General features: G+C 61.8%; 20 protein-coding genes. 13 read left to right on the plus strand and 7 right to left on the minus strand.

The genetic code is table 11. The annotated features are described in order from the left end of the window. Positions 1-256 precede the first annotated feature (256 nt). The gene (locus AC1IN8_RS07095; RefSeq protein WP_202047121.1) at positions 257-1975 is read left to right on the plus strand and encodes an acetolactate synthase 3 large subunit; all 1719 of its coding nucleotides are present in this window, start codon (positions 257-259) and stop codon (positions 1973-1975) included. Positions 1976-2063: 88 nt separating this feature from the next. After that, on the plus strand, positions 2064-2558 hold the full coding sequence (ilvN, locus tag AC1IN8_RS07100; RefSeq protein WP_025328160.1) for an acetolactate synthase small subunit: 495 nt from the start codon (positions 2064-2066) through the stop codon (positions 2556-2558). Between the two features lie 479 nt (positions 2559-3037). Here ilvN and pta read toward each other — a convergent pair whose 3' ends face one another. After that, the gene (gene pta, locus AC1IN8_RS07105; RefSeq protein ID WP_025328159.1) at positions 3038-5191 is read right to left on the minus strand and encodes a phosphate acetyltransferase; all 2154 of its coding nucleotides are present in this window, start codon (positions 5189-5191) and stop codon (positions 3038-3040) included. 69 nt (positions 5192-5260) lie between these two features. After that, positions 5261-6463, minus strand: coding sequence for an acetate kinase (locus AC1IN8_RS07110; RefSeq protein ID WP_025328158.1), 1203 nt, complete (start codon positions 6461-6463; stop codon positions 5261-5263). 302 nt (positions 6464-6765) lie between these two features. Between AC1IN8_RS07110 and yfbV the strand changes: the two genes are divergently transcribed. Next, positions 6766-7206: a terminus macrodomain insulation protein YfbV gene (gene yfbV / locus AC1IN8_RS07115; protein ID WP_025328157.1), complete on the plus strand. Its 441-nt coding sequence runs from the start codon at positions 6766-6768 to the stop codon at positions 7204-7206. Between the two features lie 45 nt (positions 7207-7251). Here the strand turns inward: yfbV and AC1IN8_RS07120 are convergent, their stop codons facing one another. The 3 genes from AC1IN8_RS07120 to AC1IN8_RS07130 all read right to left on the minus strand — a co-directional run bounded on the left by AC1IN8_RS07120 (position 7252) and on the right by AC1IN8_RS07130 (position 8993). Further along, the gene (locus AC1IN8_RS07120) at positions 7252-7752 is read right to left on the minus strand and encodes a YfbU family protein (RefSeq protein ID WP_005323826.1); all 501 of its coding nucleotides are present in this window, start codon (positions 7750-7752) and stop codon (positions 7252-7254) included. Positions 7753-7971: 219 nt separating this feature from the next. Continuing rightward, positions 7972-8436, minus strand: coding sequence for a thioredoxin-dependent thiol peroxidase (gene bcp / locus AC1IN8_RS07125; protein WP_479758481.1), 465 nt, complete (start codon positions 8434-8436; stop codon positions 7972-7974). A 23-nt stretch (positions 8437-8459) separates the two neighbouring features. After that, positions 8460-8993, minus strand: a complete 534-nt coding sequence (locus tag AC1IN8_RS07130) for a glycine cleavage system transcriptional repressor (RefSeq protein WP_025328154.1) — start codon at positions 8991-8993, stop codon at positions 8460-8462. 199 nt (positions 8994-9192) lie between these two features. Here AC1IN8_RS07130 and dapA point away from each other — a divergent pair, with 199 nt between their 5' ends. The 3 genes from dapA to AC1IN8_RS07145 all read left to right on the plus strand — a co-directional run bounded on the left by dapA (position 9193) and on the right by AC1IN8_RS07145 (position 12471). Next, positions 9193-10080: a 4-hydroxy-tetrahydrodipicolinate synthase gene (gene dapA / locus AC1IN8_RS07135; RefSeq protein WP_139435074.1), complete on the plus strand. Its 888-nt coding sequence runs from the start codon at positions 9193-9195 to the stop codon at positions 10078-10080. Continuing rightward, positions 10073-11197 carry an outer membrane protein assembly factor BamC gene (bamC, locus tag AC1IN8_RS07140; RefSeq protein WP_139435072.1) on the plus strand — a complete coding sequence of 375 codons (1125 nt, stop codon included), beginning with the start codon at positions 10073-10075 and terminating at the stop codon, positions 11195-11197. The genes dapA and bamC overlap by 8 nt, the downstream gene beginning before the upstream one ends. Positions 11198-11367: 170 nt before the next feature. Beyond that, a complete protein-coding gene (locus AC1IN8_RS07145; RefSeq protein ID WP_454010236.1) occupies positions 11368-12471 on the plus strand; it encodes a phosphoribosylaminoimidazolesuccinocarboxamide synthase in 1104 nt (367 codons plus the stop codon). A 128-nt stretch (positions 12472-12599) separates the two neighbouring features. Here the strand turns inward: AC1IN8_RS07145 and AC1IN8_RS07150 are convergent, their stop codons facing one another. Next, entirely contained in the window at positions 12600-13202 is a 603-nt protein-coding gene (locus AC1IN8_RS07150) for a short chain dehydrogenase (RefSeq protein WP_479758482.1), read from the minus strand. Positions 13203-13300: 98 nt separating this feature from the next. On the opposite strand from AC1IN8_RS07150, the gene AC1IN8_RS07155 reads away from it, so the two are divergent. The 4 genes from AC1IN8_RS07155 (at position 13301) to AC1IN8_RS07170 (ending at position 16208) form a co-directional block, all read left to right on the plus strand. Continuing rightward, on the plus strand, positions 13301-14200 hold the full coding sequence (locus AC1IN8_RS07155) for a LysR family transcriptional regulator (protein ID WP_479758484.1): 900 nt from the start codon (positions 13301-13303) through the stop codon (positions 14198-14200). A 77-nt stretch (positions 14201-14277) separates the two neighbouring features. Further along, a complete protein-coding gene (locus tag AC1IN8_RS07160; protein WP_479758485.1) occupies positions 14278-14877 on the plus strand; it encodes a DUF2057 domain-containing protein in 600 nt (199 codons plus the stop codon). Positions 14878-14947: 70 nt separating this feature from the next. Then, positions 14948-15394, plus strand: coding sequence for an HIT domain-containing protein (locus AC1IN8_RS07165; protein ID WP_139435065.1), 447 nt, complete (start codon positions 14948-14950; stop codon positions 15392-15394). Positions 15395-15512: 118 nt separating this feature from the next. Next, positions 15513-16208, plus strand: a complete 696-nt coding sequence (locus AC1IN8_RS07170) for a DUF3334 family protein (RefSeq protein WP_202047112.1) — start codon at positions 15513-15515, stop codon at positions 16206-16208. A gap of 68 nt (positions 16209-16276) precedes the next feature. On the opposite strand, the gene AC1IN8_RS07175 is transcribed toward AC1IN8_RS07170, so the two are convergent. Next, positions 16277-17275: a DUF2860 family protein gene (locus AC1IN8_RS07175; protein ID WP_479758486.1), complete on the minus strand. Its 999-nt coding sequence runs from the start codon at positions 17273-17275 to the stop codon at positions 16277-16279. A gap of 201 nt (positions 17276-17476) precedes the next feature. On the opposite strand from AC1IN8_RS07175, the gene arcB reads away from it, so the two are divergent. The 3 genes from arcB to AC1IN8_RS07190 all read left to right on the plus strand — a co-directional run bounded on the left by arcB (position 17477) and on the right by AC1IN8_RS07190 (position 21688). Next, entirely contained in the window at positions 17477-19789 is a 2313-nt protein-coding gene (gene arcB / locus AC1IN8_RS07180) for an aerobic respiration two-component sensor histidine kinase ArcB (protein WP_139435059.1), read from the plus strand. A gap of 33 nt (positions 19790-19822) precedes the next feature. Further along, positions 19823-21193: a dGTPase gene (gene dgt / locus AC1IN8_RS07185; protein ID WP_479758488.1), complete on the plus strand. Its 1371-nt coding sequence runs from the start codon at positions 19823-19825 to the stop codon at positions 21191-21193. A gap of 291 nt (positions 21194-21484) precedes the next feature. After that, positions 21485-21688, plus strand: a complete 204-nt coding sequence (locus AC1IN8_RS07190) for a hypothetical protein (protein ID WP_139435055.1) — start codon at positions 21485-21487, stop codon at positions 21686-21688. Positions 21689-21722 lie beyond the last annotated feature (34 nt).

The raw sequence follows: 21722 nt of genomic DNA on the forward strand, positions 1-21722 counted from the left end.
GAATGTTAATAGCTGTTTGAAATTTATGACTGTTCTGGTCAGACAAAGCCGTGGACAAGCGTTCACAAGCGGGTTAAGTTGGTTTTTCACCCGCTTTTCGGGTGAATGATGGAAAAAACCTATTTTTCTACTATCGACGGCTCCGAACTCGCCTGGTCTGGATGCAGACAACAACAAGAGACGGATCGGCGCTGCCGGGAAGCAGCGGACTGTCGGTAGCTTTCGCTTAACGGAGCAAAGCCTGGAGGGCTTTATCATGGAGATGTTATCAGGCGCCCAGATGGTGGTTAGAGCGCTGGAAGATCAGGGAGTGGAACACGTTTTCGGCTACCCTGGTGGCTCAGTGCTCGACATCTATGACGCTCTCTTCGAAAACGGCAAGATGGAGCATGTCCTGGTGCGGCACGAGCAGGCCGCGGTGCACATGGCGGACGGTTACGCCCGCTCAACCGGCAAGGTGGGCACTGTGCTGGTGACCTCGGGTCCCGGCGCCACCAACTGCATCACCGGCATCGCCACCGCCTACATGGACTCGATCCCCCTGGTGATCCTGTCCGGTCAGGTGCCGACCAGCATGATAGGGGAGGACGCGTTCCAGGAGACCGACATGATCGGCATCTCCCGCCCTGTGGTGAAGCACAGCTTCCTGTGCAAGAAGGCCAGCGACATTCCCGACGCCATCAAGAAGGCCTACTACATTGCCGCCAGTGGCCGCCCGGGGCCCGTGGTGGTGGACTTGCCCAAGGACGTGCAGAACCCGAAAGAGAAATTCCCCTACCAGTATCCCGAGTCCGTTTCCCTGCGCTCCTACAATCCGACCAAGGCCGGACACAAGGGCCAGATCAAGCGGGCTGCCAAGCTGCTGACCGAGGCGAGCCGTCCGGTCATGTACGTGGGCGGTGGCGCCATCAACGCCAATGCGGATCACCTGGTGACCAAGCTGGCGGAGCTGCTGAACCTGCCGGTGACCACCACCCTGATGGGGCTGGGAGCCTTCAGCGGCACCCATCCGCAATTCATCGGCATGCTCGGCATGCACGGCACCTTCGAAGCGAACAAGAGCATGCACAACGCTGATCTCATCTTCGCCGTGGGTGCCCGCTTCGATGACCGCGTCACCAACAACGTGAGCAAGTTCTGCCCCAACGCCACCATAGTCCACATCGACATAGACCCCACCTCCATCTCCAAGACGGTGCAGGCCCATGTGCCCATCGTCGGCTCGGTGGAAACCGTGCTGGAGCAGATGCTGGAAGTGATCCGCGAGTGCGGCTTCGACAACGACAAACAGGCACTGGCGGACTGGTGGAGCCAGATCGATCAGTGGCGCTCCCGCAACTGCCTGGCCTACGAGACCCACCCCACCCTGATCAAGCCGCAGCAGGTCATAGAGGCGCTCTACAAGGTGACCAAGGGGGAGGCCTTCGTCGCCTCCGATGTGGGTCAGCACCAGATGTTTGCCGCCCTCTACTACCCGTTTGCCAAGCCGCGCCAGTGGATCAACTCCGGTGGTCTCGGCACCATGGGCTTCGGCATTCCGGCCGCCATGGGGGCCCAGTTTGCCAACCCGGATGCCGTGGTCTGCTGCGTCACCGGCGACGGCTCTGTGCAGATGAACATCCAGGAGCTCTCCACCTGCATGCAGTACGGGGTGCCCATCAAGATCATCTCCATCAACAACCGTGCCCTCGGCATGGTCAAGCAGTGGCAGAAGATGTTCTACGGCGGCCGTCACAGCCACTCCTACATGGAATCCCTGCCGGACTTCGTCAAGCTGGCGGAAGCCTATGGCCACGTCGGCATCGCGGTGAGCGATCCCGCCGAGCTGGAGAGCGCCATGGAGAAGGCGTTCGCCATGAAGGATCGGCTGGTGTTCATGGATATCTCGGTCGACCCGGACGAACACGTCTATCCGATGCAGATCAAGTTTGGTGCCATGGACGAGATGTGGCTGAGCAAGACGGAGAGGACCTGATGCAACACATCATCATTTCGGTCGTACTGGTGAAGAATGAGCTCAGCACCATGGATAGGATGTGGCAGAGCAAGGCGGGGAGACATTGATGAGACATATAATTTCCGTTCTGCTGGAGAACGAATCCGGCGCCCTGAGCCGTGTGGTGGGCCTCTTCTCCCAGCGCGGCTACAACATAGAGACCCTGACGGTGGCCCCCACCGAGGATCCCACCCTGTCGCGCATGACCATAGTCACCATGGGCGACGAGCGGGTGCTGGAGCAGATCCAGAAGCAGCTGCACAAGCTGGTGGACGTGCTCAAGGTGTGCGATTTGAGCGAGGGGGAGCACATCGAGCGGGAGATCGCCCTGGTCAAGGCACGGGCCGCCGGTGGTGCCCGCGACGAGCTGAAACGGCTGGCGGACATCTTCCGTGGCCAGATCGTCGACGTCACCCCCGAGCAGTACACAGTGCAGCTGGTGGGCACCAGCGAGAAGCTGGACGCCTTCATCAAGACTGCCGCCCAGACCAACGAGATCATCGAGGTGGTGCGCTCCGGTGTCTGCGGTATCTCTCGTGCGGACAAATCCCTGCGTCCCTGATATGGCCGGACGTGGAATGGTTGTTCAAGGGCTCTTCGGAGCCCTTTTTCGTGCCTGGCTGCTTTGCGGGCAATTGTGGGAGGCCGGTAGGGCTTCTGGCTAAAGCATCAGGGGGCCATCGAGGCGTGAGGGGTGAAAGAGAAGGGGGGAAGGGAGGGCCTGCACCTGTCATTTTCTTTCAAATGATCGGTAAACTATCCACAAAAGCTGTGGAAAACTCTGTAGATTAGCGGTGTGTCTGGCGTTAGTTTGCTGATCTTAAAGGGATATTCTGATTTGATCCTGACTGGATCGCAATTGTGCAATCCCCCTGCGCGGGTGTGAGTGTTTGCTTATCGCCAGCGCCTTGCCAGATGAGCCCCTGCGTCAGATCGAGGGATCTGCTCAGGATCCTGATTTGATCTTGTGGATCAACATCTCGCCGCCATAAAAAAACCCGCCGGAAGGCGGGTTTTTCACAGGGTCAGCACTGGGCGATATTACTCGGCCTGGGCTGCCTGGATACCGGTCAGGGCGATGGTGTAGACGATGTCGTCTACCAGGGCGCCACGGGACAGGTCGTTGACCGGCTTGCGCATGCCTTGCAGCATGGGACCGATGGAGACCAGCTCGGCGGAGCGCTGTACCGCCTTGTAGGTGGTGTTGCCGGTGTTCAGATCCGGGAACACGAACACGGTAGCTTTACCCGCGACCGGTGAGTTCGGTGCCTTGGACTTGGCCACGTTCTCCATGATGGCCGCGTCGTACTGCAGCGGGCCGTCGATGATGAGGTCGGGGCGCTTGGCCTTGGCCAGCTCGGTCGCTTCGCGCACCTTCTCGACGTCCGCGCCGGCGCCAGAGGTACCGGTGGAGTAGGAGATCATGGCGACGCGCGGCTCGATGCCGAAGGCGGCAGCGGAGTCGGCGGACTGGATGGCGATCTCGGCCAGCTGTTCGGCGCTCGGATCCGGGTTGATGGCGCAGTCACCGTACACCAGCACCTGATCAGGCAGCAGCATGAAGAAGATGGAGGAGATGAGGGACGAACCCGGGGCAGTCTTGATGATCTGCATCGGCGGACGAATGGTGTTGGCTGTGGTGTGCACGGCGCCGGAAACCAGACCGTCCACTTCACCACGCTCCAGCATCATGGTGCCCAGCACCACGTTGTCTTCCAGCTGTTCGCGAGCGACCACTTCGGTCATGCCCTTGTTCTTGCGCAGCTCGACCAGACGCGGCACATAGCGCTCGCGCACTTCCAGCGGGTCGATGATCTCGACGCGATCGGTCAGTACCACACCCTGCTGTTCGGCGACGCGACGGATCTCTTCCGGGTTGCCCAGCAGCACCGGACGGGCGATGCCACGCTCGGCACAGATGGCGGCAGCCTTGATGGTCCGCGGCTCTTCCCCTTCCGGCAGCACGACGCGCTTGTTGGCCTGACGGGCCAGCTCGGTCAGCTGATAGCGGAAGGCCGGCGGGCTCAGACGACGGGAGCGGGTGGACTTGGCAGAGAGAGACTCGATCCAGTGCTTGTCGATGTGGCCAGCCACATAGTCCTGCACCAGCTCGATACGCTCGCGGTCATCTTCCGGGATGTCGACGTTGAAGTTCTGCAGGCTGACGGCGGTCTGCCAAGTGTTGGTGCCGGTGATCATGATCGGCAGGCCGGTGGCCATGGCCTGTTGGCACAGGGCGATGACTTGCGGCTCAGGGTGGTAGTTGCCGGTCAGCAGCAGGGCACCCAGCTTGACGCCGTTCATGGCGGAGAGGCAGGCGGAGACGATGACGTCGGAGCGGTCGCCTGAGGTCACCAGCAGGCTGCCCGGACGGAAGTGCTCGATCATGTTGTGGATGGAGCGGGCACAGAAGGTCACGGTCTGCAGGCGACGGCTGTCCAGCTCACCCTTGTGCAGGATCTTGGCGGCCAGGTGCTTGGCGAGATCCTTGGCGCGCGGGGCGATCAGCTGGGTGTTCCAGGGGATGCAGCCGAGGATGCGCAGCGGGCTCTTGCCGAACACCTGCAGCACTTCCAGGTTGTGGGCGGTGTCGGAGGTGTGGTGATGGGCCTCGAACATCTCGGTCAGATCGGGGCGGGTCACGCCGTGCTCGTCAACCGGTGCACCCACCTTGTTGATGACGCAGCCCACGATGCGCGGGTTGCTGACGCCACCGAAGTTGGAGCAGGCCAGCTCGATGCGCTCTTTGAGCTTCTGGCTGGAGTCGTTGCCCGGATGGGTCACGAACACCATGTCGGCATCCAGCGCCTTGGCGACGTCGTAGTTCAGCTTGTTGGCAAAGGGTTGCTTGTCGGTCGGCACCAGGCCTTCGATCACCACCACTTCGGCACCGCTGGTCTTCACGTGCTCTTCGAAGCGAGCAACTATCTCTTCCAGCAGGATATCGGTGTTGCTGGAGGTGATCATGTTCTCGGCGTAGGAGAGGGCGAACGGCTCGGGCGGGTTGATGTTGGCGGCGGCGCGGATCACGGCGGTGGAGCGCTCGGTACCGGTTTCACCCGGACGCGGCTGGGCAACCGGTTTGAAGAAGCTGACATTGACACCGTGACGTTCCATGGCGCGAACGACGCCAAGGCTCACGGAAGTTACGCCGACACCAGTGCCGACCGGGATGAGCATAATAGTGCGTGCCACTTATTACCCCTTGTTCATTTTTGGGATCAGGAAAAGGCCGCCCTGGGGCGGCCTTGCTCTACAGCTAATTTATGCGCCGACCAGTTCCAGCGCGTCGTGGGCAATGACCCACTCTTCGTTGGTCGGGATAACCAGGGCCTTGGTGGAGCCAGCCTTGGTGATCTCGCCACCCTTGCCGAAGCGCGCCTTCAGGTTGGCGTCGTGGTCGACGTCAAAGCCCAGCAGGCCCAGCTTGTTCAGGGTGATCTCACGGATCGGGGCGGAGTTCTCGCCGATGCCGCCGGTGAAGACCACGGCATCCAGACGACCGTCCATGGCGGCGGCGTAGGCACCGATGTACTTGGCCAGACGGTAGCAGTACACGTCCATGGCGCGCTTGGCTTCTTCCTTGCTGTCGTAGTTGTCTTCAACGAAACGGCAGTCGGAGGTGACTTCGGTCAGACCCTGCAGGCCGGATTCCTTGGTCAGCATGGTGTTGATCTCGGCGACGCTCATGCCCAGCTTGTCGTGCAGGAAGAAGATGATGGCCGGATCGATGTCACCGGAACGGGTACCCATCACCAGGCCTTCCAGCGGGGTCAGACCCATGGAGGTGTCGACGGACTTGCCGTTCTTGATGGCGCAGACGGAGCCGCCGTTGCCCAGGTGGCAGTTGATGATGTTGAGCTCTTCAACCGGTTTGTTCAGCTGCTTGGCGGCTTCCAGGCTGATGTAGTAGTGGCTGGTGCCGTGGGCGCCGTAGCGACGGATGCCGTTCTCTTTGTAGAGCTTGTACGGCAGGGCGTACAGGAAGGCTTCTTCCGGCATGGTCTGGTGGAAGGCGGTGTCGAACACGGCGACGTTCTTCTCGGCCAGCTCAGGGAACACCTTGAGGGCGGCACGGATGCCGATCAGGTGAGCCGGGTTGTGCAGCGGAGCGTAAGGAATGGCGGCTTCGATACCGGCGATCACGTCTTTGCAGATCCGCACGGAAGAAGTGAATTGCTCGCCGCCGTGTACCACGCGGTGGCCGATGGCAATCAGGTTCTTGGACAGTTCAGGGTTGAGCGGCAGGATCTTGTGGACGATATAGTCCAGCGCTTCCTGGTGAGCGGCACCGGCACCCAGATCGGCGCTGCCCTTTTCGCCGTTGAGCTTCCACTTGATGCGGGCGTCGTCGAGGTTGAAGCACTCGGCCAGGCCGGACAGCAGATCATCACCGGTGGTTGCGTCAATGACAGCAAACTTCAGGGACGAGCTGCCACAGTTAAGAACAAGAACCAGCTTACTCATGAATAAATCCTATCGCAGATTGGGTTGGGTTGGAGGATGCGCCGGACGCGGTGCGCCCAAAAACTATCAACTTATCCTTATGAGGGTTGGCAATCTGTTGCTTGCCCCTTGTATAGTGATACAAGACCCGAAATTCTGACGTCCCTGACAGGCCAGCAGCAAACCACTGGCGTAAAAATTGGGCGTACAAAGGATAACCTGATTGTTGAAAAATAACAAAGTCATCCTCAACCTTTGTTATTGCCTCTCAAATATTGTCGAGGTTTTGCCGTTAATACGTTCAAAAAGAGCTCGGAGGTAGTATGAGCATGAACATTTTTGGAACTAAATTACAGCAAGGCCGTCATTATATGACTCTTTGGCCGCGCCGTCCCGAGCTTAATTCCATGTTCCCGGAGAATCGGGTGATCAAGGCCACCGAGTTCGCCCTCAGGGTCATCCCGGCGCTCGCCGTGCTCAGCGTCATGCTGCAGTTCCAGTTCGGCGAGCTGCACTACTGGCCCTCCGTCATGGCCTCAGTGTTGTTCCTGCTCAGCCTGCCGCTGCAAGGCTATTACTGGCTCGGCCAGCGTGCCGATACCCGCCTTCCGCCTTCCCTCGCCAACTGGTATCGGGAGATCAACGGCAAGATGAACGAGCAGGGGGGCCATCGTCAGCTGGTGGCCCGCCCCCGTTACGAGGAGCTGGCCGATACCCTCAACGCCGCCTTCAAGCAGCTGGACAAATCCTTCCTCTACGAATAACCCCGGCAGGGGAGCAAAAGGCGCCATCAGGCGCCTTTTTTACATTCAGGCGGCCAGCACCTTGCTGATCTCCTGGATGGAGAGCTTGTACTGACGGGGGCACTGACGCCAGGCCGCCAGCATGCGCTGGTACTTGTCGCGCATGGCGATGTCGCTGGAGAGCTCGTCGCAGGGGCAGGGCAGCTCGGGGAAGCGCTTGTCCACCTCCAGCAGGAAGCAGACATAATCCGCCAGTTCCCGCTCCTGGCTGCGGCTGTAGCCGTTGAAGGCCAGACGGCTCTCGTTCACCTCGGCCCGGGTACCGGCGTCGAGGTTGCCCCAGGAGATGGCCAGCGCATGGTGCAGCTCCAGGGTGTCCAGCACCTCCTGGCAGGTGGCGAGATCCAGGTGGCCGAAGCTCTTCTCCAGCTCGAGGATCTGCAGGCAGTAGCCACGTTCGACTATGGTGCTGGCCCGCTGGTAAAACGCCGCCTTCTCCGGGTTGAGTTTGGCCAGGATCTCGTACTGATTGCTCAGGATCAGGCGTTCGGTATGGCTCATGTTCATGGGCTGTCTCGCTGGAAAATGAATCTGGGGTCACGTTAACCCATATCCAGGATGAATTTTTTGATCTGATAGGGGAGGTTGGCGAGAAAAACGGGGAGGAGGGCGCAATAGGGGCGCCGTTTTTGGCAGGACATCCCCGGCTCTTGCGTGGCAGCGCCGGGTGCAAACGACCAGGGCCTGCATCTGCAGGCCCTGTTGTCGTGTCTGAACTTGCGGGGGTCAGCCCTTGACGAGGTCGAGCACCACCTGATGGTGATCGCTGGTCTTGAACTTGTCGAAGCGATGGGCCACCTTGCCCTCCTCATCGATGAGGAAGCTCAGCCGATGGATGCCGTCATACTCCTTGCCCATGAACTTCTTCGGACCCCAGACGCCAAAGGCATCGGCCACGGCATGATCCTCATCGGCCAGCAGCCGGAAGTTCAGGCTGTCGCGCTCCTCGAACTTCTTCAGGCGCTTGACCGGATCCGGGCTGATGCCGAGCACCACCACGTTGAGTGCGGCCAGCTCGGCATTGACGTCGCGCAGGCCGCAGGCCTGGGTGGTGCAGCCCGGGGTCATCGCCTTGGGATAGAAATAGATGAGCACCTTCTTGCCCCGCAGGGAGGACAGGCTGACCTGCTGACCATCCTGATCGGAGAGGGAAAAATCGGGGGCCTGAGTACCAACTTGTAGTGGCTGCATGGGGTCTCCTCGGATAAACGCCGTCAGGCGTATTTGTGATTGACGATGAACTCGAATGACTCGGCACCCAGTTCACGACAGAAATCGGCGAAGGCCGTCTTCGAGTCCGCCGCCTCCCCCTGCTTGGCCTGATTGAGCTGGAAATTGGCCTTGAGCAGGTTGAAGGGTTGCTGCTCGAGGGTGACGGTCTGCATGGCCTGGATATCCCAGCCGTGATCGCTGAAGAACTGGGTGCACTGGCTTACGATGCCCGGCTGATCTCGGATCAGCACCTCGGCGCTGGCGCTGATGTCGTATTGCAGGGAGTGGTGGCGCTCGGTGCGCTTCATCATGGTGATGAGATCCCACTCCTGGCTGCGCAGGGGGAGGCTTATCTCAAGCTGCATCAAGCTGTTCCAGTCACCGGACAACAGCATGATGAAAGTGAATTCGTTGCCGAAGATGCCAAGACGGCTGTCGACAATGTTGCAACCGCAGCCACTGACGTGACGGGTAACCTCATTGACGATGCCAGGCCTGTCCGTGCCGATGGCCGTTACGACCAGGTAGTGAGTCATAAATCGTCTCTCGTCCATTTATAGCGAATGCGGTGAGAGCGAGCGCCTGACGGGCATGACGCCCTGCTCCGGGCTCTCTCCTGCCCTCGTGCATCCATACGTTTTGTGGCGGATGGTAACACGGCTTGTCCCTTGCCTCCCTTGTTTTTCAAAAGGGGCAGCTTTACCATTACGCCCCTGAAAATCGGGAGAAATATCCATGTTACGCGGTAGTATTGTTGCGCTCGTTACCCCCATGCTGGCCTCGGGTGAGATCGATTGGACCAGTCTGGCGGCCCTGGTTGAGTATCATGTCGGTGCCGGCACCAGTGCCATAGTCGCGGTGGGCACCACGGGAGAGTCGGTCACCCTGAGCGAGCAGGAACATATCGCCGTCGTGGAAAAAACCGTCGAGTTCGCCGCCGGCCGCATTCCGGTTATCGCGGGCTGCGGCTCCAACAACACAGCTCATGCCATCGCTCTCTCCCGGCGTTTCGCCCAGACCGGCGTGGTGGCGGGCCTCTCTGTGACCCCTTATTACAACAAACCCACTCAGGAAGGTCTCTATCGTCACTATTGTGCGATCGCCGAGGCTAGTGGTCTGCCTCAAATTCTCTATAATGTGCCCGGTCGCACCTGCTGCGATCTCAAACCGGAGACCGTGGCTCGTCTGGCCAAGGTTCCCGGCATTATCGGTTTGAAAGAAGCGACGGGTGATTTGAGCCGCACCCCGCTGCTGCGCGAGTTGTGCGGGCCGGATTTCGCGCTTTATAGTGGCGATGATGCCAGCGGATGTGATTTTATGCTGCAAGGGGGCGATGGCGTCATTTCGGTCACCACCAATATTGCGGCGCCCCAGATGGCCGACATGTGTCGTGCTGCGCTGGCCGGTGATGCCGGGCAGGCTCATGACATCAACAATCGATTGATGCCGTTGCATCAGACTCTGTTCTGCGAACCGAGTCCCATCCCGGTGAAGTGGGCCTGTGCCCGACTGGGATTGATGGCGACGGCGACCTTGCGCCTGCCACTGACCGACCTCACCCCCGAGGGGGAACAGGCGATGGCGCGAGCACTGACGACTGCGGAGTTGATGGCGAGTGTTTAAAGCAAATGGAAAGGGAAATGCAGTGCGCCTGGTGCTGAGTGTCGCGACTGTTGCCGTGTTGGCAGCCTGTAGCTCACCCCAGGATCGCAAGATGGCCAACCGTGGCTTCGAGTATGAAGAGAGCCGCCTCGAAGGTCGCGCCTTCCTCGTGCCCGCCGGGTTGAGTACCCCCGCCTTTAACAGTAATTTCGACATTCCGGCCCTGCCGGAGAGCAGCCGCGAAGGTGCCATCGGCGCCAAGGTGGACGTGCGTCCGCCAGCCCAGCTGCTGACAGTGGTCCCTGGCAGTCAGGTGGTGGCCAAGGCCAGCGAACCTACCCTGGCCTTCTATGCCCTGAGCACCAGCCAGAGCGTGGAGCGCGATACCTGGGCCTTCCTGATGAACTTCCTGGCCCAGCACAAGGTCACCACGGAGAAGCTGGATCAGCAGGCTGGCGTGTTGCAGACCGGCTGGTTTGACAACTCCGCCGCCCTCGATGGCTGGGCGGAGGAGGACGACGACTTCCGCATCCGTCAACGCTACCAGTTCACCCTGCGCAACGATGTGCAGCGTCACGCCGTCAACATGTCGGTGCGGGTGCTGGATCATGAAGAGACCATAGACGGCGAGACCAGCACAGTGCTGACCCCGGCCGATGCCCAGCGCTATGCGACCCGGGCGCTGAACCAGTTCTCCCTCTACTACGACAAGCAGCTCAAGGCCCGCGAACAGCACAAGTCCACCGATGGCATGGGCCTGGAGCTGGGTCTGGACAACAACGAGCTGAGTGCCTGGATTGCCGATGGTTCCTTCGAGCAGGTCTGGCGCCGTCTCAATCAGGTGCTGCCGGCCTACGGCTTCACCATCAAGGATACCCAGCAGTCCCTGGGCTGGATCGACGTCGAGTATGACGAGCCCAATGCCGAGTTCTGGCAGGCCAAGGGGGCCGAGCCGTTCAAGCTGGAGGAAGACCAGTACCGCTTCCAGCTGGGCGAGATGGCCGGGGGCAAGACCTCCATCACCCTGTTCGACAAGGACAAGAAGCCGGTCGCATCCGGTGTCATCTCCCAGATGTATATCAGCCTGTCCGAGGCCTTTGCCAAAGGCGTGGCCGATCAGGCCGCGAAAGCAGAATAGAAACAGGGGCCTGGTGCCCCTGTTTTGTTATGTGGAGTTCGCGCAGAGAGCCCTCTTGGGAGCCTGTCCCGGCAGAGAGGCCTGGCGCTGCTTCGCGTGAATGAATCCCTCGTAGACAGGAGCCTGATGCGCCTGTCTTGTCAGTCCCACAACAGGAAGTGTTATTAGCCATGAGTCTTGCAGATCAAGTATTGGCGGTGAATGACGATTTGCCGATCCGTACCGATAAACCTGTCCATTCCGGCAAAGTGCGCAGCGTCTACTGGTTGACCCCCGCAGACAGTGCCCGGCTCATAAGAGAGAAAGGCTATGATGTGCCGGCCGATACGCCCCTCGCCCTCATGGTGATCAGCGACCGTATCTCGGCCTTCGACTGCATCTGGCAGGGTGTGGATGGCTTGAACGGCGTGCCGGGCAAGGGGGCTGCACTCAATGCCATCTCCAGCCACTGGTTCAAGCTGTTCAAGGAGAAGGGGTTGGCGGACAGCCACATCCTGGACATACCGCACCCCTTCGTCTGGATAGTGCAAAAGGCCCGCCCGGTGATGATCGAAGCCATCGCCCGCCAGTACATCACCGGCTCCATGTGGCGTGCCTACAAGGACGGCGAGCGGGAGTTCTGCGGCATCACGTTGCCGGAAGGGCTGAAGAAGGATCAGAAGCTGCCCGAGATCCTCATCACCCCGTCTACCAAAGGGATCCTCAAGGGGCTGGATGGCGTGCCTGAAGCGGACGACGTCAACGTCTCCCGTGCCGACATAGCGCGCCACCATCAGGCCTTCGGTTTCCGCTCCCCGGCGGACATCGATCGCTATGAAACGCTGCTCAAGGAGGGCTTCAACGTCATCAGCGAGGCCCTGGCCGCGCTCGATCAGATCTTCGTCGACACCAAGTTCGAGTTTGGCTATGTCCAGGATGCCGCCGGTCGCGAGAAGCTCATCTACATGGACGAAGTGGGCACCCCCGACAGCTCCCGCATCTGGGACGGCGCCGCCCTGCGCAATGGCGAGATCGTCGAGAAGTCCAAAGAGGGCTTCCGCCAGTGGCTGCTGAACCACTTCCCGGATCCGGACATTCTACTCAACAAGAACCGCATGCCGGAACGCTTCGCCCTGGCCCGGGACAACAAGCTGCCCACCGAGGTGATGATGGACATCTCCCATACCTACGTGGGGATCGCCGAGAAGGTCATCGGTCACAAGCTGGTGCGCAGTGCCAATCCCAAGCAGGAGATCATCGAGGTGCTGCGCGAGCAATACGGTCTGATCGACTGAGGCTGACCGCCTTTTTTTGCCACCGGCGCACAAACGTTTGCCGGCGGTGAAGGCAGCAAGCAGACAAACAGACGGGCCCCATGACGGGGCCCGTTTTTATTGGCGTCTGGCAGTGAGGGAGGGTGGCCTCAGCCATTGACCCGGAAGATCTGGCCGCTCTGCACCCCCAGCACCGACTTCCTGTAGGCCTGGGCCACCCGGGCGGCGGGCACGGGCACGAAGCCCGGGAAGAAGTCGGCGTACTTGTCCATGGACTCTTCCAGCACGGTGGGGCTCACCACGTTGATGCGCAGGCCACGTGGCAATTCGCAGGCTGCGGCTCGCACGAAGTGTTCGATGGCGCCGTTGATGGTGGTCGCGCTCACCCCCCAGTTGATGGGCTCCTCGCTCAGTATGCCGCTGATGAGGGTGATGGAGCCTTTGTCATTCAGATGGGGAATGGCGGCCCGGGTCAGGTTGATCTGCCCCATCAGCTTGCTCTGGATCCCCAGCTGCCACTGCTCGTCGGTCATCTCGGTCAGGGCGCTGAAGGCCACGCTGCCGCTGGCGACCACCAGGGCATCGAACCGGCCTATGCCCGCGAACAGGGCGGCGATGGAGGCGCCATCCGTCATGTCGACGGTGGCATCCCCCCGGCTGTGGCCGACCCGGATCACCTGGTGGTCTCTGGCAAGCAACTCGCTGACGGCGGAACCTATGGTGCCGGAGGCACCCACAATCACAATCTTCATCTCTATCGCTCCTGGTTGGGATGTGTTGATGATAGCTGGATGAAAAGGGAGAAAAAGCGCTTAAGATAAACCCATTGTTTCCACATTGGAGCTAATGGATGGAGATCGCCCATCTGAGCAGTTTCTACGAGGTGGTGCAGCGCGGCAGTTTCTCCGCCGCCGCCGATGCATTGGGGGTGAGCAAGGGGATGCTGAGCCGCCACGTCAGCGCCCTGGAATCCGCCCTCAATGCGCAACTGTTGCAGCGCACCACCCGTCGCCTCAGCCTGACCGAGGCGGGCAGGACCCTCTATGTGCAGGCGGGGCAGATAGCCGCCCTGGCCCGTCAGGCGGAGCAGGACATCCAGGCCCTGACCGAGGAGGACAGCGGTCGCCTGCGCTTCACCTGCCCGGTCAGCACGGGGGATGCCATGGTGAGCGAGCTGCTGGCGCGCTTCGCCGAGCTCTGCCCCGGGGTCGAGGTGGAGCTCAACTTCACCAACGCCATGATCGACATGAGCCAGGGGGAAAATGACATCGCCCTGCGCGCCATGGATCAGGTGCCGGACAACCTGGTGGCGCTGCCCCTTGGGCAGTTGAAAGACGTGGTGGTGGCGAGCCCGACCCTGCTGGCCCGGGAGGGGCTCCCCGCCACCCCCTATGAGCTGGGAGGGCGCCCCTGTCTGCTCCAGGGGCACAACCCGGCCTGGGAGCAGTGGCATTTTCGCAAGGCAGGGGAGGAGGCCCACATCCTGGTGCAGGGCAAGGTGAGGGCCAACCACTACAGCACCCTGCTGCAACTGGCCCGCTCGGGCATGGGGTTTGCCAAGTGCCCGCTGATGCTGGTGGAGACGAGCCTGGCCAGAGGCGAACTGGTGGCCGTGCTGTCGGAGTGGCAGACTGGCCTGCACCCGCTGCATGTGCTCCATGCCCAGCAGCGCCGGGTGCCGCGCAAGATCCGGCTGTTCAAGCAGGTGCTGGCCCAGTGGTTTGCCGAGCGGCCCCACTACCTGCTCTGAGAGGCTGGCGCGCGTTATTTTTCTGTCATCTTCGGCTGCTAGCCTGCGCCCATCATAGCGAGCAGAGAGAGACGGGAATGAAGGGTCATCAGGGTTGGGTTGGGGTCATGTTGTTGTGTGTCAGCTCGGTGCAGGCCGAGGTCAGGGTCGAGGTCCCCGGGGATTTCCAGATCCTTGCGGTGAGCGACGGCAAGGTGCAGGACGAGCGGCATGGGGTGCTGGTCGACGGGGCTCAGCAGTTGCTGGTGCGCTATGAGGGGGTGATCCCGAGTCGCAACAGCAGCGACAACGATCGCCAGATCCGCTCCGAGCCCCAGGTGATCCGCTATGAGGCCAGCGGCCAGTCGGTACGCCTGAAGGCCCTGGTGCCCACCGACGAGAAAGGCATGGAGCGCTACGCCAAGGCGCCGGTCGTGAGTCTGCTGGCGGGGGACAAGCCCCTGCAGGTGCAGCAGGAGGCCCTGGTGGTCAACGGCATGCAGATCGGCATGGACTGGCACGCCAGGCTGATGGAGTACAACCGCGGCACGGGCAAGGCGGTGCTGGCGACCACGGCAGCGGTCCTGGCCCCGTCAGTACCCGCCAGCGAGCTGGAGGGGCAGTTGCAGCAACTCTTCCTGCGGGCGGACCCCGAACTTCGCAAGCGCTTCATCGGTTGGGCCGTGCCCCGGCTTTAAGTTTGCCCCCCGTTGCAGTAACGTGGGCACACTCATCTCCTGACGTGCCCATGTTGACCAGCGAGGCCCCATGTTTGAATTGCATCCCCGCCTGCAGGCGGATACCCAGATACTCGGGGATCTCCCCCTTTGCCGCGTGCTGCTGGCCAAAGACAGCCAGTATCCCTGGCTCATCCTGGTGCCCAGGGTCGCCGGACTGCGGGAAATCCACCACCTGGCCCCCGCGCAGCAGCAACAGCTGATGCAGGAGTCCTGCGCCGTCGCCACCCTGATGGAGCACGCGCTCAATCCGGACAAGATCAACGTGGCGGCGCTCGGCAACCTGGTGCCCCAGCTGCACCTGCACCATGTCGCCCGCTTCAGCTCGGATGCCGCCTGGCCCGGTCCCATCTGGGGAGCTCACCCCGCTATCCCCTATCAGGCACAAGATTTGCGACAGCAGGCCGATAACTGGCGAGCCCGGTTGGCCACCCTGGGCGGATTCCAGCCGTTTCTGACTGACAATACGGTCAAGTGAGAGGCGGCTCGCGGTTTCAACACCGGGATCACGCAATCTGTTAGCGTATCTGACGCGCGCGTGATGACATGGGCGGTGAGACAGACAAGCCTATTTTTTCGATCAGCAGGAAGGTTCCATGATAGTGACAAGATCCGAGGATGATGCCGTATTGACCACAGAGGACGTGCTGCTGAGCCTGTGCAATTCGGTGACGAGCGTATTGAGTGCGGCGACCCAGACCCAGGTGCGCTTCTCCGGCATGGTGCAACGGATCAGCAAGACCTGCCTCAAGCCGGACATCGGCTGCTTCGTGCTGTTCGACGGGGGCTTCTCCGGGCTGGTGGTGATCAACTTCTCCGCCGCCGCGGCCATGGAGCTCTACCAGAGCTACATGCTCAGCATGGGGCTCTCCAAGGAGGATCTCGCCATCTCCCACACCTCGGATGAGGTGAGCAACGTCATGGGCGAGCTGATGAACCAGATCGTCGGCAGCTTCACCGGCAAGGTGGGGCGCGAGCTGCAGACCCACATCACCCAGAACCAGCCCAAGATGCTGGCCCTCAACAAGCAGGTGATGCTGAGCGTCGACACCAACCTCGACAACCCCGAGACCCGCAGGGTCACCTTCTTCACCGCCAGCAACAACATCTTCTATCTGGAGCTGGCCATGGACAGGACAGAGTTTATCCGGATCCACGATGGCGGAGTGCAGGAGGAGGTCGATCCGGACGAGCTGATCGCCCAGGCAAAGCTGGCGGCGACCAAGCCGGCCCAGGCGGTCGCCCCGGCGAGCAACGAGCACGACGATCTGCTGGACTCTCTCGGCATCTAAGGCCGTCAGGAAGCGAAAAAAACGAGGCCACCCCTGGGGTGGCCTCGCTGTTTTCGACAGGGCTCGGCTTAGAAGTTGTAGAGCAGGCCGGTGCTGAAGCGGGTGGCCTGGGTATCGTAGAAGTCGATATCGGAGTCGGCCCCGGAGTAGGCCGCCGTGAAGGTCGCGGCCAGGGCCTTGACCCCGAACAGGTTGTGCCAGAAGAAGGTGCCGTTGATGGCGAATTCGTCTGCATCGGCACGCCGGCCGAACAGGGGATTTGCCTCGTCATACTTGCGCTTGCCGGCATAGAGGTTGCTGACGATGGACCATTGCGGGCCCCGCTTGGCGTAAGTGAGCTGCAATCCTGTGTTGTCGAAGCTCTCGGCGCTGCCGTCGAGCCTGGCCTGCTTGTAGAGGATCGCCGGCTCCAGCAACTGGTTGCCGCCGAAGTGGAACTGGTAGGAGAGCTCCATGTCGTGCACCTTGCCGTTGCGATTCAGCATGGCGGCATAGTTTGTGCCGTGGGCCTGGTCATACTGCTGACCGCTGCGCTCCTCGTCCAGATCCACCTCCCGGGTGGTGAGGCTGCCGTAGAACTGGCTGCCCCAGATCTTGTCCCAGGCAAAGCGCACTCCTTTCGACTTCACGTCGGTGGCGCTGCGATCCACCCCGGTGGCGAAGGGATCGCTCCACAGCTCCACCGGCATGGCGTTGAACACCAGGGAGGTGGCGACTATGCCCTTGTTGCCCATCTCCTGGCGCAGGCCCAGCTGCTGGGTGAAGTCGAAGCGCACCGCATCCTGGATCAGGTTGCCGAGGAACACCTGGGTGCGGGTGTCGGCAAAGGTGTAGCGGATGTCGGCGTTGATGAGGGGGGTCAGGCCGCTCTCGCTGTCGGGAGAGCCGAGATCATGGATGCGGCTGTTGCTGTCATCGCCGGCATAGAAGTTGGACTCGTGGCTGACCACATTGACCCCGCCGAGCAGGAAACCGGACCAGCCGGACTCTCTGGGGATCTCGCCAAGATCGGCGTGGGCGGCATTGGCGGCTAGCAGACCAAGACTCAACAGGACATGATTGCGCATGGGGTGTGCTCCTGACACAAGGGATGACAAGGGTGGCAGTGCGGCTCGGGATCCTTTGCTGAACCGGAGCTGACTGACTCAGGCGGGCATGCTACCCCAGTCGGAGTGTGACGTTAATCAATAATTTAAGGTGCAACGGGCAAGAGTTCAGGGCGCCGTACTGGTATTCTGTTTGCGCAATAACGGGGAGAAAACAACGAGATGAAGCAAATCAAATCCTGGGCGCAATACTATGTCGACCTGATGACCAAGCTGGGACTGGTGCGCTTCAGCATGTTCCTGGCGACCGCCATCATAGTACTGGCGGTCTCCATCCAGATGGGGGTGACCCTGTTTCTGCGCGGCACCGTGGACATAGTCGACCTGGTGCGCTCTGTCTTCTTCGGCCTGCTGGTGACCCCCTGGGCCGTCTATTTCCTCTCCATCGTGGTAGATCAGCTGGAGGACTCCCGCCAGCGGCTGACCCGCATGGTGCGCAAGCTGCAGGACATGCGCGAGCGCGACCTCGAACTCAACAGCCAGCTGCAGGAGAACATCAGCCGCCTCAATGCCCAGATAGCCGAGACCAACCGGGCCGAGACCCTGCGCCAGCAAGCCATAGAGGATCTGGAGAACGAGGTGTTCCAGCGGGAGAAGGCCCAGCTGCACCTGGGGGAGCGCACCGCCCTGTTGCGCTCCTTCATCGACTGCTCCCCGGATCTGGTCTACTACCGCAACGAGGACGAGCAGTTCTCCGGCTGCAACCGCGCCATGGAGGAGCTCACCGGCAAGGTGGAGGCCGAGCTCATCGGGCTGACCCCGTTCGATGTCTACAAGCAGGAGATCGCCAACAAGGTGGTGGAGACCGACAAGCAGGTCTTCGCCAGCAACGAGCCCCTCACTTACGAGCAGTGGCTGGAGTACCCCGATGGCCGCAAGGCCTACTTCGAGCTGCGCAAGGTGCCCTTCTTCGACCGCTTCGGCAAGCGGCTCGGCCTGCTCGGCTTTGGCCGCGACATCACAGAGCGCAAGCAGTATCAGGACAAGCTGGAGAAGGCGAGCCGGGACAAGACCACCTTCATCTCCACCATCAGCCACGAGCTGCGCACACCGCTCAACGGCATCGTCGGCCTGAGCCGCATGCTGATGGACACGCCGCTCGATGCCAAGCGGCAGCAGCAGCTCAAGACCATCCACCTGAGCGCGGTGACGCTCGGCAACATCTTCAATGACATCATCGATCTCGACAAGCTCGATCGCCGCCGCCTCGAGATAGCACCTGCCCCCATGGACCTGCCCGCCTTCCTCGACGAGCTGGAGATGCTGTCGCGCATCCAGGCGGAGCAGAAGGGGCTCTACCTGCACTTCGACCGGGATGGCGACATGCCGCAGTTCGTGATGGCGGACGGCACCCGGCTGCGCCAGGTGTTGTGGAACCTGGTGGGCAATGCGGTCAAATTCACCGACGAGGGGGGCGTGACGGTGCGCTGCCTCGCCCACGCCGCCGATGAACCGGGCAAGCTGGCGCTGCACTTCGAGGTGGAAGACACCGGGGTCGGCATTCCGCGCGCCCAGCAGGAGAAGATCTTCGCCATGTACTATCAGGTGCAGGGCAAGAAGCACGCCACCGGCACCGGCATCGGTCTCGCGGTCTCCCGCCAGCTGGTGCAGGCCATGGGTGGCCAGCTCTATGTGGACAGCGACCCGGGGGAAGGCGCCTGCTTCACCGCCGAACTGGAGGTGGACTGCGTCGAGCCGCAGGCGACCTCGCCTGAGCCCGAGATGCCCTCCCTCGACATCCTGCTGGTGGAGGACGTAGAGCTGAACGTCACCGTCGCCTGCGCCCTGCTGAACAAGCTCGGCCATCAGGTGCAGGTGGCGCGGGACGGCACCCAGGCGCTGGCCATGGCCAACCCGGATGACTTCGACCTCATCCTGCTGGACATCCAGCTGCCGGACATGACCGGCTTCGACGTGGCGGCCCAGCTGCTGGCCCGTTACGGCGACAGCCTGCCCCCCATGGTGGCGCTCACCGCCAATGCCACCGGCGATCGCCAGTACTACCGGGATCACGGCATGCAGGATGTGATCAACAAGCCGCTCGGCTCCAAGGCGGTGCGGGAGGTGATAGGCCACCTGTTTGCGGATCTGGCGGACGACGAGGCCTTTGATCAGGCGGACGCGGGCAACCAGGATGCGCTGCTGGACTTGCCCTTCCTCACCGACTACGCCAGCACGGTCGGCAAGCCGGTGCTGATCTCCAGCGTGGATCTGTTCGAGAAGATGATGCCGGACTACATGGCGGTGCTGGACTCCAACATGATTGCCAGGGATCAGGCCGGCGTGGTGGAGGAGGCGCACAAGATAAAAGGGGCGGCGGGTTCCATCGGCCTGCGCCGCCTGCAGCAGACGGCCCAGCTTATCCAGAGCCCGGATCACCCCGCCTGGTGGGAGAACGTGGAGGACTGGATTGAGACGCTGCGTCGTGAATATCCCGGCGACATCGCCCGCTTGCGGCGCTGGTTGTTGTCGTGAACCTGACGGACGTCGCAGGCAAGGAGCCGCACCATGTATGACAGTCTGATTACCCCGGCGCGCATTCACCCCTGGGGCAGCGAGGAGCTGCTGGAGGCGACCGAGCAGGATCGCGCCCGCATCGTGCAGGCGGCGCCGGTGCGCCGCCTGCAGCAGAAGACCCAGGTCTTCCCGCTCGATGTGAAGGCCTCGGTGCGCAGCCGTCTCACCCACTCCCTGGAGGTGCAGGAGACGGGTCGCCAGATCAGCCGGCGCATTCTGGCGACCCTGTCGGCGGGCACCGTCTGCGAAGGGGCCTTCATCAACCTGGTGGAGATGGCCTGCCTGCTGCACGACGTCGGCAACCCGCCGTTCGGCCACTTCGGCGAGCAGGTGATGAGCCAGTGGCTGGCACAGTCGCTGGATGAGCTGTTCGCCAGCGCCCATGATCAGCTGCCGAGCCCGCAGTGGGCCGAGCTTCGTCAGGACCTGCTGGTGTTTGACGGCAATGCCCAGAGCCTGCGGCTGGTGCACAGCCTGCACGAGATGAACCTCACCCTGGGCCAGCTGGCGGCCCTGTGCAAATACCCGCAGCAGCCCCTGCTGCACAGTCCCCAGGGCTATGGCCAGCACCATGGCTGGACCAGCAAGCGCGGCATCTTCTTCAGCGAGCAACCCCTCTATCGCGCCCTCGGCCAGAGTCTGGGGCTGGCGCCGGGATGCCGGCATCCGCTGGTCTACATCATGGAGGCGGCGGACGACATCTCTTACTGCATCGCCGATCTGGAGGACGCGGTAGACAGGCGCATCCTCACCCAGGGGGAGTTGCTGGCGGCGCTGCGCGGTGCCGATGAGGGGGACTACATGGCCAGCCTGCTCGAGGAGGCGCTCGCCTCCGGGCGGGGCTTCTTCCCCCATTTTCGCCAGCATCTGACCCGGGATCTGGTAGCGCTTGCGGCCCACACCTATGTGAGCGACCACGAGGCCATACTGAGCGGGGCCTACCCCAGGGCGCTGCTGCACGGTCAGGCCCCGGCGGCCCGGGTGCTGGATGTGCTCAAGGGGGTGGCGAGGGAGCAGGTCTTCATGCGCCCCGAGGTCGAGGCGCTGGAGCTGGAAGGTTATGCCGCCCTGCGCGGGGTGCTCTCCACCTACGCCTGCCTGCTGGCCCTGCCCGCCGCCCAGTTCGAGCGACTGCTGGCAGGCAACGGCGGGAGCGAGCTCTTCTTCGCCCGGCGGCTGTTCCACCGGTTGTCGGCCCGCCACCTCAAGGCCTACCGGCTGGCGGTGGCCAGCCGGGATCCGCGCTTTGACAATGGCGCCGAGCAGGAGTGGTACTACAGGGTGCGGCTGCTGCTCGACTATGTCAGCGGCATGACGGATACCTATGCGCTTGAGGAGTTCAGGCTGTTGTCCGGGATTTGACCGGGGCCGGTTGTGGCCGCATTCCACCCATATGGGTGGGGGTGATATTGCGTAAAATTCGGTGTTTTTTTAGACTGTGGCAACTTGTTCAACTTTCACACGGTAAGGAGACGATCATGCAACATTCCATGTTCAACGTTGCGTTCGATCGCTGCAATGGCAGCGCGAAGACTCGTGCTCTTTATTTACCGCGTGGAGGGAACAGGTAACACCTGCTTTTTCATCACCCGCGGTTGTCCCGCAGGGTGATGCCTCTCTCCGGGAGAACCGCACGTTCAACTGGAGAATATTATGTCTATCGAACTCGCCCTGCTGCGCCGCGTCGAAACCCTGGTTCAAAAACGGATCACCCGGCTGGAGCGTCGCGTCAGCTATCTGCATCTCTCTCCCGCCCTGCTCAAGGACATCGGGCTGGAAGGGCACAATGTGCAGGTCGCTCATGTCCGTGAGCGGGAGTTTCAAACCGGTTTCCGACTCGGGAATCGAATAACCTGAGGCGAGGGGCCTTGGCCCCCGACTCCTGGATGGC

Source organism: Aeromonas sp. 130281, from assembly GCF_056642115.1.

Excerpts from the sequence above, each read along its gene's own strand:
- AC1IN8_RS07095 (WP_202047121.1), top strand. The coding sequence starts at position 257 with ATGGAGATGTTATCAGGCGCCCAGATGGTGGTTAGAGCGCTGGAAGAT.
- ilvN (WP_025328160.1), top strand. The coding sequence starts at position 2,064 with ATGAGACATATAATTTCCGTTCTGCTGGAGAACGAATCCGGCGCCCTG.
- AC1IN8_RS07110 (WP_025328158.1), bottom strand. The coding sequence starts at position 6,463 with ATGAGTAAGCTGGTTCTTGTTCTTAACTGTGGCAGCTCGTCCCTGAAG.
- yfbV (WP_025328157.1), top strand. The coding sequence starts at position 6,766 with ATGAGCATGAACATTTTTGGAACTAAATTACAGCAAGGCCGTCATTAT.
- AC1IN8_RS07120 (WP_005323826.1), bottom strand. The coding sequence starts at position 7,752 with ATGAACATGAGCCATACCGAACGCCTGATCCTGAGCAATCAGTACGAG.
- bcp (WP_479758481.1), bottom strand. The coding sequence starts at position 8,436 with ATGCAGCCACTACAAGTTGGTACTCAGGCCCCCGATTTTTCCCTCTCC.
- AC1IN8_RS07130 (WP_025328154.1), bottom strand. The coding sequence starts at position 8,993 with ATGACTCACTACCTGGTCGTAACGGCCATCGGCACGGACAGGCCTGGC.
- dapA (WP_139435074.1), top strand. The coding sequence starts at position 9,193 with ATGTTACGCGGTAGTATTGTTGCGCTCGTTACCCCCATGCTGGCCTCG.
- AC1IN8_RS07145 (WP_454010236.1), top strand. The coding sequence starts at position 11,368 with ATGAGTCTTGCAGATCAAGTATTGGCGGTGAATGACGATTTGCCGATC.
- AC1IN8_RS07150 (WP_479758482.1), bottom strand. The coding sequence starts at position 13,202 with ATGAAGATTGTGATTGTGGGTGCCTCCGGCACCATAGGTTCCGCCGTC.
- AC1IN8_RS07155 (WP_479758484.1), top strand. The coding sequence starts at position 13,301 with ATGGAGATCGCCCATCTGAGCAGTTTCTACGAGGTGGTGCAGCGCGGC.
- AC1IN8_RS07160 (WP_479758485.1), top strand. The coding sequence starts at position 14,278 with ATGAAGGGTCATCAGGGTTGGGTTGGGGTCATGTTGTTGTGTGTCAGC.
- AC1IN8_RS07165 (WP_139435065.1), top strand. The coding sequence starts at position 14,948 with ATGTTTGAATTGCATCCCCGCCTGCAGGCGGATACCCAGATACTCGGG.
- AC1IN8_RS07170 (WP_202047112.1), top strand. The coding sequence starts at position 15,513 with ATGATAGTGACAAGATCCGAGGATGATGCCGTATTGACCACAGAGGAC.
- AC1IN8_RS07175 (WP_479758486.1), bottom strand. The coding sequence starts at position 17,275 with ATGCGCAATCATGTCCTGTTGAGTCTTGGTCTGCTAGCCGCCAATGCC.
- arcB (WP_139435059.1), top strand. The coding sequence starts at position 17,477 with ATGAAGCAAATCAAATCCTGGGCGCAATACTATGTCGACCTGATGACC.
- dgt (WP_479758488.1), top strand. The coding sequence starts at position 19,823 with ATGTATGACAGTCTGATTACCCCGGCGCGCATTCACCCCTGGGGCAGC.
- AC1IN8_RS07190 (WP_139435055.1), top strand. The coding sequence starts at position 21,485 with ATGTCTATCGAACTCGCCCTGCTGCGCCGCGTCGAAACCCTGGTTCAA.